The 14,539-nt window shown below is 69.8% G+C and carries 16 protein-coding genes; 10 read left to right on the plus strand and 6 right to left on the minus strand.

Annotated elements, in window-relative coordinates:
- From JWP83_RS03665 to JWP83_RS03685, 5 genes are all read right to left on the minus strand, one after another.
- A partial coding sequence (locus tag JWP83_RS03665; RefSeq protein ID WP_297725923.1) for a helix-turn-helix domain-containing protein occupies positions 1–268 on the minus strand: 268 nt, incomplete at its 3' end.
- A gap of 146 nt (positions 269–414) precedes the next feature.
- Positions 415–846, minus strand: coding sequence for an STAS domain-containing protein (locus tag JWP83_RS03670; protein WP_297725927.1), 432 nt, complete (start codon positions 844–846; stop codon positions 415–417).
- Positions 847–1,353: 507 nt separating this feature from the next.
- The gene (locus JWP83_RS03675) at positions 1,354–2,598 is read right to left on the minus strand and encodes a glycosyltransferase family 4 protein (protein WP_297725930.1); all 1,245 of its coding nucleotides are present in this window, start codon (positions 2,596–2,598) and stop codon (positions 1,354–1,356) included.
- 94 nt (positions 2,599–2,692) lie between these two features.
- Complete coding sequence (locus tag JWP83_RS03680) at positions 2,693–4,264, minus strand: glycoside hydrolase family 57 protein (protein WP_297725933.1); 1,572 nt, start codon at positions 4,262–4,264, stop codon at positions 2,693–2,695.
- Complete coding sequence (locus tag JWP83_RS03685) at positions 4,261–5,067, minus strand: bifunctional 2-polyprenyl-6-hydroxyphenol methylase/3-demethylubiquinol 3-O-methyltransferase UbiG (protein ID WP_297725936.1); 807 nt, start codon at positions 5,065–5,067, stop codon at positions 4,261–4,263. Before JWP83_RS03685 ends, JWP83_RS03680 begins: the two co-directional genes overlap by 4 nt.
- A 225-nt stretch (positions 5,068–5,292) precedes the next feature.
- On the opposite strand from JWP83_RS03685, the gene JWP83_RS03690 reads away from it, so the two are divergent.
- The 7 genes from JWP83_RS03690 to JWP83_RS03720 all read left to right on the plus strand — a co-directional run bounded on the left by JWP83_RS03690 (position 5,293) and on the right by JWP83_RS03720 (position 11,863).
- Entirely contained in the window at positions 5,293–6,093 is an 801-nt protein-coding gene (locus JWP83_RS03690) for an electron transfer flavoprotein subunit beta/FixA family protein (RefSeq protein WP_297725939.1), read from the plus strand.
- Positions 6,094–6,131: 38 nt separating this feature from the next.
- Positions 6,132–7,088 carry an electron transfer flavoprotein subunit alpha/FixB family protein gene (locus JWP83_RS03695; protein ID WP_297725942.1) on the plus strand — a complete coding sequence of 319 codons (957 nt, stop codon included), beginning with the start codon at positions 6,132–6,134 and terminating at the stop codon, positions 7,086–7,088.
- 335 nt (positions 7,089–7,423) lie between these two features.
- Complete coding sequence (locus JWP83_RS03700; RefSeq protein WP_297725946.1) at positions 7,424–8,269, plus strand: GNAT family N-acyltransferase; 846 nt, start codon at positions 7,424–7,426, stop codon at positions 8,267–8,269.
- A complete protein-coding gene (locus JWP83_RS03705; RefSeq protein WP_297725949.1) occupies positions 8,266–9,108 on the plus strand; it encodes a 1-acyl-sn-glycerol-3-phosphate acyltransferase in 843 nt (280 codons plus the stop codon). The genes JWP83_RS03700 and JWP83_RS03705 overlap by 4 nt, the downstream gene beginning before the upstream one ends.
- Positions 9,109–9,228: 120 nt before the next feature.
- A complete protein-coding gene (locus tag JWP83_RS03710; protein WP_297725952.1) occupies positions 9,229–10,407 on the plus strand; it encodes a cysteine desulfurase family protein in 1,179 nt (392 codons plus the stop codon).
- Positions 10,408–11,484 (plus strand): tRNA 2-thiouridine(34) synthase MnmA, encoded by a 1,077-nt coding sequence (mnmA, locus tag JWP83_RS03715; protein ID WP_297725955.1) that lies wholly within the window; start codon positions 10,408–10,410, stop codon positions 11,482–11,484.
- Positions 11,485–11,578: 94 nt separating this feature from the next.
- Positions 11,579–11,863, plus strand: coding sequence for a DUF4190 domain-containing protein (locus JWP83_RS03720; RefSeq protein WP_297725958.1), 285 nt, complete (start codon positions 11,579–11,581; stop codon positions 11,861–11,863).
- 10 nt (positions 11,864–11,873) lie between these two features.
- On the opposite strand, the gene JWP83_RS03725 is transcribed toward JWP83_RS03720, so the two are convergent.
- Positions 11,874–12,518 carry a sensor domain-containing protein gene (locus JWP83_RS03725; protein ID WP_297725961.1) on the minus strand — a complete coding sequence of 215 codons (645 nt, stop codon included), beginning with the start codon at positions 12,516–12,518 and terminating at the stop codon, positions 11,874–11,876.
- 87 nt (positions 12,519–12,605) lie between these two features.
- Here JWP83_RS03725 and JWP83_RS03730 point away from each other — a divergent pair, with 87 nt between their 5' ends.
- From JWP83_RS03730 to JWP83_RS03740, 3 genes are all read left to right on the plus strand, one after another.
- Entirely contained in the window at positions 12,606–13,631 is a 1,026-nt protein-coding gene (locus tag JWP83_RS03730) for a methionine synthase (RefSeq protein ID WP_297725964.1), read from the plus strand.
- Between the two features lie 64 nt (positions 13,632–13,695).
- Positions 13,696–14,187, plus strand: a complete 492-nt coding sequence (locus tag JWP83_RS03735; RefSeq protein ID WP_297725968.1) for an SRPBCC family protein — start codon at positions 13,696–13,698, stop codon at positions 14,185–14,187.
- Positions 14,184–14,501, plus strand: coding sequence for a helix-turn-helix transcriptional regulator (locus tag JWP83_RS03740; protein ID WP_297725970.1), 318 nt, complete (start codon positions 14,184–14,186; stop codon positions 14,499–14,501). The genes JWP83_RS03735 and JWP83_RS03740 overlap by 4 nt, the downstream gene beginning before the upstream one ends.
- Positions 14,502–14,539: the final 38 nt, after the last annotated feature.

Below are 14,539 nucleotides of genomic sequence, written 5' to 3' on the forward strand. Positions count from 1 at the left end.
CGATCATCCGATCGACGAGATACGTGATCGCCGCGGGTGACACCTCCATCCGCTGCCGCAGCTGGGCCAAGGTCAAAGGGGATCCCGCGGTTTCGCCGACCATGATGTGTAGCAGGGCGTGGAAGTCGCTGCTGCTCACGCCGTTCACGCGCGCGAAGTGGCGGCCAATGCGATCAGATTGGGCGGTGATCGCTCGCATGTCGGCAGACAACTGCTTCTCGAGCTCGGCCCGTGTGGGCGGTGTGTCGGGTGCGCGCCGCTTGGTCACCTACAGGCATCCTTCATCAGAGACACCAGCGTATCCGCGGGCCTATCGAAAGACCAGGCGGATAGTCAGCGTGCCGGCGTTCCTGCGGCGATGCGTCGTCGGGCAACGCGCACGCGAAATCAGCGGTGGCCCAACGCGTTATGGCCTCAGGAACCCATGGCGGCAACGCCCCGGGGCTCGGCTTGCCGATGCCGGACCACGTCCGAGAGCAACCGGCGCCGCGCGTTGACGATGTCCGCGATGAGCTGAAGGGCTTCGGCCACCGATCCCATCACGGGCAAACCATGGTCGTTGACGATGTGAAGCAACGGACGCATCGCGGCGCCGGCGACGACGCTGCAGTGCACCCGCGCCTGCTGATGCTCGTGATTGAGCACCATCAGCGCCCGAAAACCGTCAACGCTCAGAAAATCCAGGCGAGTCAAATCGAGAATCAATGGGGTTTTCAGGCGGGCAAAACGACGGATTGTTTGGGCGACGTCGTTCGCATTCGACGCGTCGATCTCGCCATCGATGCGCAAGACGGTGCCCAAACTGCGCGCATAAACATAGAGTCGCGCGCCGTTGAACTCGGCCATGTAGCGGCAGCTGGCGGGTTGGTGTTTGTCCGGTGAATCCGTGGAGTGATGAGCAGTCATGTGGTGCGCCGATCAACTGTAATGACGGAAGCGGCAAGTGTGGTACGCGCCGCGCTCCAAGGAACGAAGCTGTTAACTCAACCTGGTTAAATGCTAGCGCCGGCGCGGCGCCGAAGTGGCGAAATGCCACCCCCTATTTCGGGGGTCGGCCCGCCGGGCCAGCCGGAAGGCCCCGGGCCTATCGCCGCGGAGGCCGCTAAGTCTTCGTTTTCTGGCTGCGCTGCACCGGTGTTCGTTCGCTTTTCGGCCCCCTTCCGTGCACCCATAAACACGCGTTCGCCGGCCCTTTTTCGGTGCGGAGAACGGCAACCCGGGGATCCGCTGTGCCGCCGCCGCGATGACGTCGCAAAAGTATTGGACGCAAGGCTAATTCATTTGCGGTCGGCCGTTCGCGTTGCGCGTGACCGCTCGCCGCGCGGCGCGTGCCCTGATTTACCGGATGCGGCGTCAGCGGTCGGGCAGTGCGTGCTCGACGATGGGCAGCCGCGGTTGCGGCTGCCGCTCGCCGCGCTTGGCGGCCAGGTAAACCTGTGCGGTCTCCTTGGCCACCGTCTGCCAATCGAAGTCGGAGGTGAGCCGTTCGCGGGCGGCGCGGGCGCGCCGCTGCGCGGCGTCCGGATCGTCGAGCACGGTGCGGACCGCCGAGGCCAGCGCCGCCACGTCGCGGGGCGGGCACGACACCCCGGTCTGACCGTTGATCACGGCCTCACCCAGGCCGCCGATGTTCGAAGTCACCAGCGGAGTGCCGGCCGCGGCGGCCTCCAGGGCCACGAGCCCGAACGGCTCGTAATGGCTGGGCAGCACCGCGGCGTCGGCCCGATGCAGCAACGCCAGCAGCGCGGCGTGGTCGAGGTGCCCGACGAACCGAATCGCCTTGAGCACCCGGTGTTTACGGGCCTGTTCGATGAGCCAGTCCTGCTGGGTACCCTCCCCGGCGATGGTCAGCGTTGTGCCCGGGTGGGTGCGCCTGATCCGGGGCAGCGCGGCGATGACGTCGTGCACGCCCTTCTCGTACTCGAGCCGCCCGAGGTAGAGCAGCTCCGCCGGGCCGGTGCGTGGCCGGCGGGCCGCGAACGGCCAGCGCGCCGCGTCAATGCCGTTGCGGATCACGGTAGTCCCGGCCAGGCCGGGGCCGAACAGCTCGGTGATCTCGTCGGCCATGGACGCCGAACACGTGATCAGCGAATCGGATTCGCGCACCAGCCACGATTCGACCGCGTGCACCTGACGGCTGAGCGCCCCACTGACCCATCCGGAATGCCGGCCGGCTTCGGTCGCGTGGATCGTGGAAACCATTGGCACGTCGTAGAACTGGGCAAGGGCAATGGCCGGGTGGGCGACCAGCCAGTCGTGCGCGTGCACGACGTCGGGCCGCCACGACCGGTCGCTGCCGTATTTCTTGAGGGACAGCCCGGCGCGGATCATCGCGTGACCCATCGCCAGGGTCCAGGCCATCATGTCGTTGCTGAAAGTGAATTCGTGCGGATCGTGCGCGGCCGCGATTACCCGGACGCCCTCGCTGATTTCGTCGCACGACGGGTGCGTGCTGGGATCGGTGCCCGAAGGTCGGCGCGACAGGACGACGACGTCGTGGCCGGCGCCGGCCAACGCGGTCGAGAGGTGATGCACGTGCCGGCCCAGCCCGCCGATGACCACCGGCGGGTACTCCCACGACACCATCAGGATCTTCACGCGCCTGCATACCTCCGCCGCGAGAGTGCGCAAAATGCCGGGTGCAGCGGCGTGTCGTTGTACAGACACGCCCGCTCGCGATGGGAAGCGACGCTCACCGGGGCAGCCTACGCGCATCCAGGGCACCGAACAGGCCGTCGGCGCGGTTCCAGCCGTCGGCCAGCCGTTGCGCGGTGTCGCGCCGGCCCGACGCCAGCGCCCCGGCGATCTCGCGGGTGGCGTGCGCGTGCAGATGGGCGCGGTAACGGGCGTAGTCGGCGGCCGAGTCCTTGCTGACCATGAACGGCCAGTCGCTGGAGACCGTAAGCAGCGTCTCGCGCAGGATCTGGTCGGCGACGTGATCGCGGGGGAGTGGCCCGTCCAGCGACGCGGTCTGCGACAGTGCCTTGTCGACCGTGCTCAGCGCGGTGTCGACCACTTCGGTGTTGAGCCGGACCAGGTCGGCCACCTTCTCGCCGGCCCACACCTGCCAGTCCTTGCCCGAACCCCACGAGCTGGGCGGCAGCGCAACAGCATTCCCGACGAATCCGTCGGCGAGCGCGTCGCGCAGCGTGCCGACCCGCACGCCGGCCGCGGGCAGGGCACGCAGCACCCGCTGCAGCCAGGTCGGGCCCTCATACCACCAGTGGCCGAACAGCTCGGTGTCGAAGGCGGCGACGACGTGGGCGGGGCGCCCGATGCGTTCGGATTCGCTCAGCAGCCGGCTGCGGACCACGTCGACGAAGTCGGCGACATGGGCGTCGACCGCGCGGTCGGCGCGCTCGGGATCGTAGGGCTCCTTGGCTTCCGACGGCACATTGTGCCCCGTGACCCGGGCCGGCTTGAGCCCGGTCAGGTGGTCATAGGTGTGGAAGTCGCGGTAGCCGGCGTGGCCGGGGTAGCCGGATTTCGGCGACCACACCCGGTAACTGACCTGCAGGTCGCGCCCGAACGTGACCACGTCGGTGTCGCCGACGGGCCTACCCAGAGCGGTGTCGCCGTGCAGCGACGGGCCGTCGACCATGAAGTGCGTGACCCCGGCGGCGGCGTAGTCGTGTTCCATGCCCGGGGCGTACGCGCACTCGGGCGCCCAGATCCCGGTCGGGCGGTGTGCCAGCCGCTGCTCCGCGTCGGCCAGGCCTTCGCGCAGCGCGAACTCGCGCAGCCGCGGATTCAGCAGCGGCTGGAAGGGGTGGGCCAGCGGGCCGCCGAGCAATTCGACCGTCCCCGCGTCGATCAGGCCGCGCAGCAGCGGGCTGCCGCCGTGTCGCCACAGGGTGGCGTAGTCGTCAAGCGCCTGGTCGGCTTCGGCGCATTCACGAATCCCAAAGGCCCGCAACGCTTCCGGTGTGCACGATGCGTGGTCCGCCGACTTCGATCTGGGGGCGGAGCGCATGCTGGCGGCCTCGGCGGCGCGCAGCCGCCAGTTGGCGAGCCAGTGATGCATGCCGTCGAGGCAGTACGGGTCGTCGAGCTGGGCGTTGACCACCGGCGTGATGCCCAGCGTGACGATGCGGTGCCGGTCCTCGTCGGCCAACGTGCGCAGCACCCGCAGCAGCGGCAGGTACGCCGCCGCCCAGGATTGGTAGAGCCATTCCTCGCCGACCGGCCAGCGGCCGTGGTGGGCCAGCCACGGCAGATGGGTGTGCAGCACCAGTGTGAACAGTCCGGGGACGCGGGTGCTCACGGCGCTACCGCGATCGCGATGAGGTCCAGGCTGTCGTCGATGTCGGCGTCGAGCGCATCAATGATGTCGAAGTCGTCGCACGTGACGGCGGCGACGTCCGCCGCCAGCTCGGGCGGCCACGGCGCATCGGCCACCGCCCGCGCGATCTGCGCATCGATGATGGATCCGCCGTGGCGGGCGTCCATCTCGCGCAGGCGCGCGCCATGAAAGAGCCCGCAGCTGGTCACCTCGCGGAAGCCCGCGTCGACCAGCAGCTCGGTCAGCTCGTCGGCGTTGAGTTCGCGGGTGTGGAACGGGTTGACGGGGGTGTCACGGCCCGGTGAGAAGGTGATTCGGTTGGGCGTGGACACCATCAGCAGCCCCGCCGGCCGCAGCACGCGGGCGCACTCGGCGACGAACTGTGGCTGATCCCACAGGTGCTCGATGACTTGGAAATTCACCACAACATCCATCGACGCATCGGGCAGCGGCAGCGCCGCCAGGTTTGCCTGCATGACCTCGACCCCGGGGTAGCGGCCGCGGACGTGGGCCACTGCGGCAGCGTCGTAGTCCACCGCGACGACCCGGCGCGCGACGCCCGCGATCAAGTCGGCGCCGTAACCTTCGCCGCAGCCGGCCTCGAGCACCTCGCGGCCCGCGCAGCGCGGCGCAAGCCGCTGGTAAACGACCTCATGTCGGCGAAACCAGTAGTTCTCGATGTCCAGATCCGGGATGGTGCGCTCGCCCGTCAGCGTCAACACTGAGTTGACCGCCGGCGGGGCAGATGCCTGCCGGCCGGGCACGTCGGGGAGGAATGCGCTCATTGCATAGGCAGGCTAACGCGAAGTGTCCGATTCGCGAACCGCGAAGTGGGCACCCCTGCTGGGAGGGACAGACAGGGCGAAAGAACCTGCACTACGACCCGCTATGGTGTGAGAGCAGACCGCACAAAGTTACCCGCCAGTAACACGCCGTGCAGTCAAATAGTGCGTGACCGAGGTCCGCAGTCGACCGCTGTGTGACCCCTTCGAGGAGGACGAACCAGACTCATGACGAACATCGTGGTCCTGATCAAGCAGGTCCCGGACACCTGGTCGGAGCGCAAGCTCACCGACGGCGATTACACGCTGGACCGCGAGGCCGCCGACGCGGTGCTGGACGAGATCAACGAGCGCGCTGTGGAAGAGGCGCTGCAGATCAGGGAGAAGGAAGCCGCCGACGGCGTCGAAGGATCGGTGACCGTGCTCACCGCCGGCCCCGAGCGCGCCAGCGAGGCGATCCGCAAGGCCCTGTCCATGGGCGCCGACAAGGCCGTCCACCTCAAGGACGACGGCATGCACGGCTCGGACGTGATCCAGACCGGGTGGGCGCTGGCGCGCGCGCTGGGCACCATCGAGGGCACCGAGCTGGTCATCGCGGGCAACGAGGCCACCGACGGCGTCGGCGGTGCGGTGCCGGCCATCATCGCGGAGTACCTGGGCCTGCCGCAGCTGACCCACCTGCGCAAACTGTCCCTCGAGGGTGGCAAGGTCACCGGCGAGCGCGAGACGGACGACGGCGTGTTCACCCTCGAGGCCACCCTGCCCGCGGTGGTCAGCGTCACCGAGAAGATCAACGAGCCGCGCTTCCCGTCCTTTAAGGGCATCATGGCCGCCAAGAAGAAAGAGGTCACGGTGCTGACCCTGGCCGAGATCGGGGTCGAGGCCGACGAGGTCGGGCTGGCCAACGCCGGTTCGACCGTGCTGGCGTCGACGCCGAAGCCGCCCAAGACCGCGGGCGAGAAGGTCACCGACGAAGGCGAGGGCGGCAACCAGGTCGCGCAATACCTGGTCGCCCAGAAAATCATCTAGCGGCCCCACCCCAAATCACGAGAAGAGCGATATAACCCATGGCTGAAGTTTTGGTGCTCGTCGAGCACGCCGAAGGCGCGTTGAAGAAGGTCACCGCCGAACTGATCACCGCCGCCCGCGCGCTGGGCGAGCCGGCCGCCGTCGTCGCCGGCGCGCCGGGCACGGCCGCGCCGCTGGTCGACGGGCTGAAGGAGGCCGGCGCCGCCAAGATCTACGTCGCCGAGTCCGACGACGTCGAGAAATACCTGATCACCCCGGTCGTCGACGTGCTGGCGTCGGTGGCCGAATCCAGCGCGCCCGCCGCCGTCCTGCTGGCCGCCAGCGCCGACGGCAAGGAGATCGCCGGCCGGCTCGCGGCGCGGCTCGGATCCGGGTTGCTGGTCGACGTGGTCGAGGTCAGAGAAGGGGCAGTGGGCATCCACAGCATCTTCGGTGGCGCGTTCACGGTCGAGGCGCAGGCCAACGGCGACACCCCGGTGATCACTGTTCGCGCCGGCGCCGTCGACGCCGAGCCCGCCGCGGGTGCCGCCGAGCAGGTCACGGTGGAGGTCCCGGCCGCCGCCGAGAACGCCACCAAGGTCACCTCCCGCGAGCCCGCGGTCGCCGGTGACCGCCCCGAGCTGACGGAGGCCACCATCGTGGTCTCCGGCGGTCGCGGCGTCGGCAGCGCGGACAACTTCAGCGTGGTCGAGGCGCTGGCCGACTCCCTGGGTGCCGCCGTCGGTGCGTCGCGCGCCGCGGTCGACTCGGGCTACTACCCGGGGCAGTTCCAGGTCGGCCAGACCGGTAAGACGGTATCGCCGCAGCTCTACATCGCGCTGGGCATCTCCGGGGCGATCCAGCACCGCGCGGGCATGCAGACCTCGAAGACCATCGTCGCGGTCAACAAGGACGAAGAGGCACCCATCTTCGAGATCGCCGACTACGGCGTGGTGGGCGACCTGTTCAAGGTCGCGCCGCAGCTGACTGACGCGGTCAAGGCCCGCAAGGGCTGAGTCGCGCGGGCGCCACAAGCGCCACACGCGTACCACGCGGGAACCCACCAGACGATTCTCGAAAGCGCTAGCGCTTTCGATTTCGAACCATCAGCGTGAGAACGGAAGCGGCGCAGGCGATCTCGAAGAACCCCCGGAGCGCGGGCTGCGCTTCGGTTGCGGTTGCTCGAAATTCGCGCGCTCCTCTCAGAAGACCGGGTATCACCCGCGGTCCTGCGTCCGTTAACCGCACGGTCAATTAGCTCGAATTTTCGCGATATTTCGTCATCTGGCGTGCACCGACACGTCACAGCGCCGATGCCGATTAGCTCATCGGCTGCGCCACGTTGTTTCCCATGAGCATTGCTTCTGTCCTGATAGCCGGCGACAATCCGGATGGCACGGCGACCAGCCCGGCTGGATCGCGCTATTCGCTGTTGCTGTCCACCGATCCCACTTTGATCGAGGCGGCGCAGCGGCTCCGGTACGACGTGTTCACCAGCACACCCGGCTTCGCCCTGCCGGCCGCCGGTACGGAGCACGTCGACGTCGACAGGTTCGACGAATACTGCGACCACCTACTGGTCCGCGACGACGACACCGGCGAGCTGGTGGGTTGCTACCGCATGCTGGCGCCCGCCGGTGCCATCGCGGCCGGAGGGCTTTATACCGCAACGGAATTCGACGTTCGCGCCTTCGACCCGTTGCGGCCGTCGTTGGTCGAGATGGGACGCGCGGTGGTCCGGGACGGTCACCGCAACGGTGGCGTCGTGCTGCTGATGTGGGCCGGCATCCTGGCCTACCTGGACCGCTACGGCTACGACTACGTGACCGGCTGCGTGTCGGTGCCCATCGGCGACGAATCGGACGGGGACGTGCCGGCCAGCCAGCTCCGCGGCGTGCGCGACTTCATCCTGAGCCGCCACGCCGCGCCGCCGCAGTACCGGGTGCACCCACACCGCCCGGTGCGCGTGGCCGGGCGGAGCCTCGATGACATCCCCGCGCCGCCACGGCCCGCGCTTCCGCCGCTCATGCGCGGCTACCTGCGGCTGGGCGCCCAGGTCTGCGGCGAGCCCGCGCATGACCCGGACTTCGGCGTGGGCGACTTCTGCGTGCTGCTGGACAAGCGACGCGCGGATACCCGGTATCTCAAGAGGCTGCGGTCGGTGTCGGCCGCGTCCGAAATGGTCGGTGGGGCATGAGCGCTCCCACGCTCACCGCACACGCCTGGCTGCCGCGCAACATGTGCAGCGTCGGCTGTGTCGGTCTTGGCGACTCCGGCGAGCCACGCCTGCGGGTCGCGCTTCGGGTCGCGCTGCGCTGCGCGCTGGCGCTGGTGCTGGTGCCGGGGCTACCGCTGCTGGCGGTGCCGGTGCCGGGCCGCACTCAGGTGCAACGCCTCTACTGCCGGCTGGTGCTGCGCTGCTTCGGCGTGCGGATCGCGGTGTCGGGTAATCCGATTCGGAACCTGCGCGGTGTCTTGGTCGTCAGCCCCCATATGTCTTGGTTGGACGTCTTCGCCATCGGTTCGGTGTTGCCCGGATCTTTCGTCGCCCGCGCCGATATGTTCACCGGGCGGGCGATCGGGATCCTGGCCCGCAGCTTGAAGATCATCCCGATCGAGCGGGCCAGCCTGCGGCGGCTGCCGGCGGTGGTGGACGCCGTCGCCGGGCGGCTGCGTGCGGGTCATACCGTGGTGGCCTTCCCGGAGGGCACCACCTGGTGCGGCCGGGCGTGTGGGGTCTTCTATCCGGCGATGTTCCAGGCCGCCATCGATGCCGGCCGCCCGGTGCAGCCGCTGCGGCTGACCTACCACCACGTCGACGGCAGCGTCTCGACCGCACCCGCCTTCGTCGGCGACGACAGCCTGGCCCGGTCGGTCTGCCGGCTGCTGACGGTGCGCCGCACGCTGGCGCGGGTGCAGGTGGAGTCCCTGCAGCTGCCCGGTACCGATCGGCGAGCGCTGGCCGGCCGCTGCCAGTCCGCGATCGGCGTGGGGGCGGACGGTCACGCAGGTCACCCACACGTGCTGGTGGCGTAGCGGACCGCCGGGCAGATTGCCCTGCTTGCCCCCTTGCCGCTGCACGGCTGGGGGCACCCCCACCTCAGGCCGTTCCGGCGTGCATCGTCGCAGGGCGCTGCAGGTATCGTGGGGCGCGTCATGGTTTACCTCGACCACGCCGCCACCACCCCGATGCACCCCGCCGCCATCGAGGCGATGACGGCCGCGCTCGGCACCGCCGGCAACGCGTCCTCGCTGCACACCAGCGGGCGGGCCGCGCGGCGGCGCATCGAGGAATCCCGGGAGCTGATCGCGGACAAACTGGGCGCGCGCCCGTCCGAGGTCATCTTCACCGCGGGCGGCACCGAGAGCGACAACCTGGCCGTCAAGGGCATCTATTGGGCCAGGCGCGGCGCCGAACCGTCGCACCGGCGCATCATCACCAGCGAGGTCGAACACCACGCCGTGCTGGACTCGGTGAACTGGCTCGTCGAGCACGAAGGAGCCCAGGTGACCTGGCTGCCCACCGCCGCCGACGGCTCGGTTTCGGCGGCCGCGCTGCGCGAGGCGCTGCAGAGCCACGACGACGTCGCGCTGGTATCGGTGATGTGGGCCAACAACGAGGTCGGCACCGTGCTGCCGGTCACCGAACTCGCAGCCGTCGCCGCCGATTTCGGTGTTCCGATGCACAGCGATGCCGTTCAGGCGGTGGGGCAGTTGCCGGTCGACTTCACGGCCAGCGGGCTCTCGGCGATGAGCGTGACCGCGCACAAGTTCGGTGGTCCGCCCGCCGTGGGGGCGCTGCTGCTGCGCCGCGACGTCGCGTGCGTGCCGCTGTCGCACGGCGGCGGGCAGGAACGCGACATCCGCTCCGGCACACCCGATGTCGCCGGCGCCGTCGGAATGGCGGCGGCGGCCCGGATCGCCGTGGACGGGCTCGGGCACAACAGCGCGCGGCTGCGGGTGTTGCGCGATCGTCTGGTCGAAGGGGTGCTGACCGGCATCGACGACGTCACCCTCAACGGCGCCCGCGACTCGCTGCGGTTGCCCGGCAACGCGCACTTCACATTCCGCGGCTGCGAGGGCGACGCGCTGTTGATGCTGTTGGACGCCAACGGGATCGAGTGTTCGACCGGCTCGGCTTGTACCGCCGGTGTGGCGCAGCCGTCGCACGTGCTGATCGCGATGGGCGCCGACCCGGCCAGCGCCCGCGGCTCGTTGCGACTTTCGTTGGGGCACACCAGCGTTGACGCCGACGTCGATACGGTGCTGCGGGTGCTGCCCGCGGCCGTGGACCGCGCCCGGCGCGCGGCGCTGGCCGCCGCGGGGGCGCCGTAAGTGAAGGTCCTCGCCGCGATGAGTGGCGGCGTCGATTCGTCCGTCGCCGCCGCTCGCATGGTCGACGCCGGGCACGACGTGGTCGGGGTGCACCTGGCGCTATCGTCGGCGCCGGGCACGTTGCGCACCGGCTCGCGGGGCTGTTGCTCGAAAGAAGACGCCTCGGACGCGCGACGCGTCGCCGACGTGCTCGGAATCCCTTTCTACGTATGGGATTTCGCGGAGAAGTTCGAGGCGGACGTGATTGACGATTTCGTGTCGTCGTACGCGCGCGGGGAGACGCCGAACCCCTGTGTGCGGTGTAACCAGCGAATCAAGTTCTCGGCGCTGTCGGCGAAAGCCCTTGCGCTGGGCTTCGACACGGTGGCCACCGGCCACTACGCCCGGCTGTCGGATGGGCGGCTGCGCCGCGCCGTCGATCGGGACAAGGACCAGTCCTACGTGCTGGCCGTGCTGACCGCCGGGCAGTTGCGGCACGCGGCGTTTCCGATCGGCGACACGGTGAAGTCCCGCATCCGGGCCGAGGCGGCCCGTCGCGGCCTGGCCGTCGCCGACAAGCCTGACAGCCACGACATCTGCTTCATCCCGTCCGGCAACACCCGGGCCTTCCTGGGCGAGCGCATCGGGGTGCGCCGCGGCACCGTCGTCACCACCGACGGGGCCGTGGTGGCCACCCACGACGGGGTGCACGGCTTTACCATCGGGCAGCGCAAGGGGCTGGGCATCGCCGGCCCGGGACCCGACGGCCGGCCGCGCTACGTGACCTCGATCGACGCGGAGACGGGGACGGTCGAGGTCGGGGAGGCGGCCGACCTCGACGTGCATCGCCTGGTCGGACGGTCCCCGGTCTTCACCGCGGGAGCCCCACCGGAGGGGCCCGTCGAGTGCGCGGTTCAGGTGCGGGCGCACGGTGAGACGGCGGGCGCCGTGGCCGAATTGGTCGAGGACCAGCTTGCCGTCCGGCTGCGGGCCCCGCTGCGCGGTGTGGCGCGCGGCCAGACGCTGGTGCTGTACCGCCCGGACCCCGACGGCGACGAGGTGCTCGGCAGTGCCACCATCGCCGGCACCTCGCGCTGACCTCCGCGTTCCAAGAATTCGTTGAGAATGCGCCAAGGGTGCTGCACGAATCTTTTCCTGACAGTCGCTGACAACAGGAAAGGAACCAACAGCCATGAGCAGCAACCGGGTCGCAGCGCCGGCGGTGCCGTCCGTCCAGACCAACGCCTGGGCGGTCGCGGCGTTCGTGCTGAGCCTCTTGGGCATGTACGGCAGCCCGGTCGTGAGCGGCATCCTCGCCCTCGTCGGGTTACGCCAGGCCACCCGGAACGGGCAACAGGGTTTCGGACTGGCGATCGCCGCCCTGGCCGTCTCCGTGGCCGTCACGGCCCTGCACGTCGTGATGTGGATCCACTGCGGCCGGCCGAACTTCGAGTTGCTGACAACCGCGCACTGGTGAGGTCGCGCGGCTAACCCGGGATGTTGGCGGCGATGTTCGTCATCACGATGTCCGTCACCGATTGCGCGAAGCCGCAGGACGTGACTTCCAGCATGGCCACCGACAGCACCCGGTAGTCGCGGCCGCACCCGCCGGGTCCCAGGTGCAGGGAGTTCGCGTTCGCGTTCCACCCGCCGACCAACAACTGACCCCCGGAGCCGCCCGCACAATCACCGACGGCGCCAACCAGGGCGCCGAAGGCGCGCCGCGCGGCGTCGAGGTCTTGGTAGGCGGCCGCGCCCTCGGAGATCAACGCCCCATCGGGCGGATCCTGAAACGTGGTCTTGTGAAACTCCGCGATGTCGGGGCCAAACGTCGCCGTCTCGGCATAGAGGAACCGGCATTCCCGCGGCGTGGCCTCGGCGAGGGCGTCGATGTCCACCGGCTGGTTGCCGTCCATCGACGGGATGATCGTCAGGTGCTCGCCGGCGCCGGTGATCGCGCGCATCCGGGGCTGGTCCAGCAGGATCGTGTCGACGTTGACACCCCGAATACCCTTGGCGGCGGGCCCGAATCCCGCGATGGCCGTGCCGCCCACCACCCGGGTACACGCCGCCGCCAGCAGCACCGCGCCACACAGCAGCAACGGCCGCGTGAATCTCGCCCTGTGCCCCACCGTTCGCATCCTTCTCGGGCTCGAACCTACCCGCCGCAAACACCCCTCGCGACCGGAGCCCGATGCCACGTCGAATACGGTTGGCCGGTGAGTGTTTTCGCCCATCCTTTCGCGACGGCCAGCGGCGTCGGATCGTGGCCCGGCACCGCGCCGCGCGAGGCCGCCGAGGTGGTGGTGGGTGAGTTGGCGGACGCGCTGGCCCACATCGTCGAGCTGCCCGCCAGGGGAGTGGGCGCCGACCTGCTCGGGCGGGCCGGCGCTTTGCTGGTCGACGTGGCCATCGACACGGTGCCCCGCGGCTACCGCATCGCCGCCCGGCCCGGCGCCGTGACGCGTCGCGCCATCAGCCTGCTCGACGAGGACATGGACGCGCTGGAGGAGGCCTGGGAGACGGCGGGGCTGCGCGGTGGCGGCCGCGTGGTCAAGGTGCAGGCGCCCGGGCCGATCACGCTGGCCGCCGGGCTCGAGCTTGGCAACGGCCACCGGGCCATCACCGACCCCGGTGCCGTGCGCGACCTGGCGGCGTCGCTGGCGGAAGGCGTTGCGGCGCACCGCGCGGCGCTCGCCCGGCGACTCGATACGCCGGTGGTGGTGCAGTTCGACGAGCCGTCGCTGGCGGCCGCAGTGGGCGGGCAGCTGACCGGGGTGACGGCGCTGAGTCCGGTGGCCGCGCTCGACGAGGCGGTCGCTGTAGCACTGCTGGACACGTGCGTCGCAACCGTGGGAGCCGATGTGCTGCTGCACAGCTGCGCTCCTTTGCCGTGGGATATCCTGCAGCGCAGCGCAATTGGCGGAATCTCGGTCGACGCTGGCACCCTGCGCGCCGAGGATCTGGATGGCATCGCGGCATTCGTCGAGTCGGGTCGCACCGTCGTGCTGGGCGTGGTCGCCGCGACGCCGCCGGTACGGCGGCCGTCGGCCGAAGAGGTGGCCGCCGCCGTCGTCGCCGTGACCGATCGGCTCGGATTCGGCCGCTCGGCGTTGCGCGACCGCATCGGCGTGACCCCGGCATGCGGCCTGGCGAGCGCGACGCCTCAGTGGGCCCGCACCGCCATCGAGCTTGCGCACAAGGCCGCCGACACGTTCGCGGAGGACCCGGACGCCATCCAATAGGCAACCAATTGGTTGCGCTTCGTCCGAGGATGTGGTGGACTGAAAGGCAACCAGGAGGTTGCATATGAATACCGATCAGATTGAAAAGCGTGTGGTGCTGCGGGCGCCGCTGGACCGGGTTTGGCGGGCCATCAGTGACGCCGAGGAGTTCGGCCGCTGGTTCGGCGTCCGCTTCGACGGACCGTTCGTCGAGGGCGCCTCGATCGGCGTGGCCATCACGCCGACCACCGTCGACGACGCCGTCGCCAAGCGTCAGGAGCCGCACACCGGGGTGAAGAGCACCTGGCACATCGTCGCGATCGAGCCCAAGCGGCGATTCGCCTACCGCTGGCACCCGTTCGCGATCGATCCCGGCGTCGACTACGAGCGGGAGCCGACCACACTGGTCGAGTTCACGCTCGCGGAGACGCCCGAGGGTGTGCTGCTCACCATCACCGAATCCGGCTTCGACGCCATCCCCGAGGCGCGTCGCTCCGCGTCGTTCGAGGCCAACGCCGAGGGCTGGGCCATCCAGGCCGATCTCGTGCGCCGGTATCTGGAGGACACCCGGGTATGAGCGCCGTCGGCGCGCCGCTCTTCGACGCGCTTGGGGACGCCAATCGGCTGCGCATCATCGTCCGGCTGTGCGACGTCGGACCATCCTCGACTTCGCAAGTCACCCAAGCCATTCCGGCCACCCGGCAGGCGGCCAGCAAGCACTTGGCGCTGCTGGAGTCCGCGGGATTGGTCACCAGCGCCCGGCGCGGGCGCGAGCGGGTGTGGACGGTGCAGACCGAACCGCTGGCGCGGGCCGGCGACTACCTCAACCAGCTGTCGCGGCGCTGGGACGCCGCGGTCGATCGGCTGCGCGCGTACGTCGAGGAGGGGTGAGCCGGCCGCCACATCCGCCACACCAGTCCCCGCTTGTA

The sequence above is a fragment of the Mycobacterium sp. genome, from assembly GCF_025965855.1.
Classification (GTDB): domain Bacteria; phylum Actinomycetota; class Actinomycetes; order Mycobacteriales; family Mycobacteriaceae; genus Mycobacterium.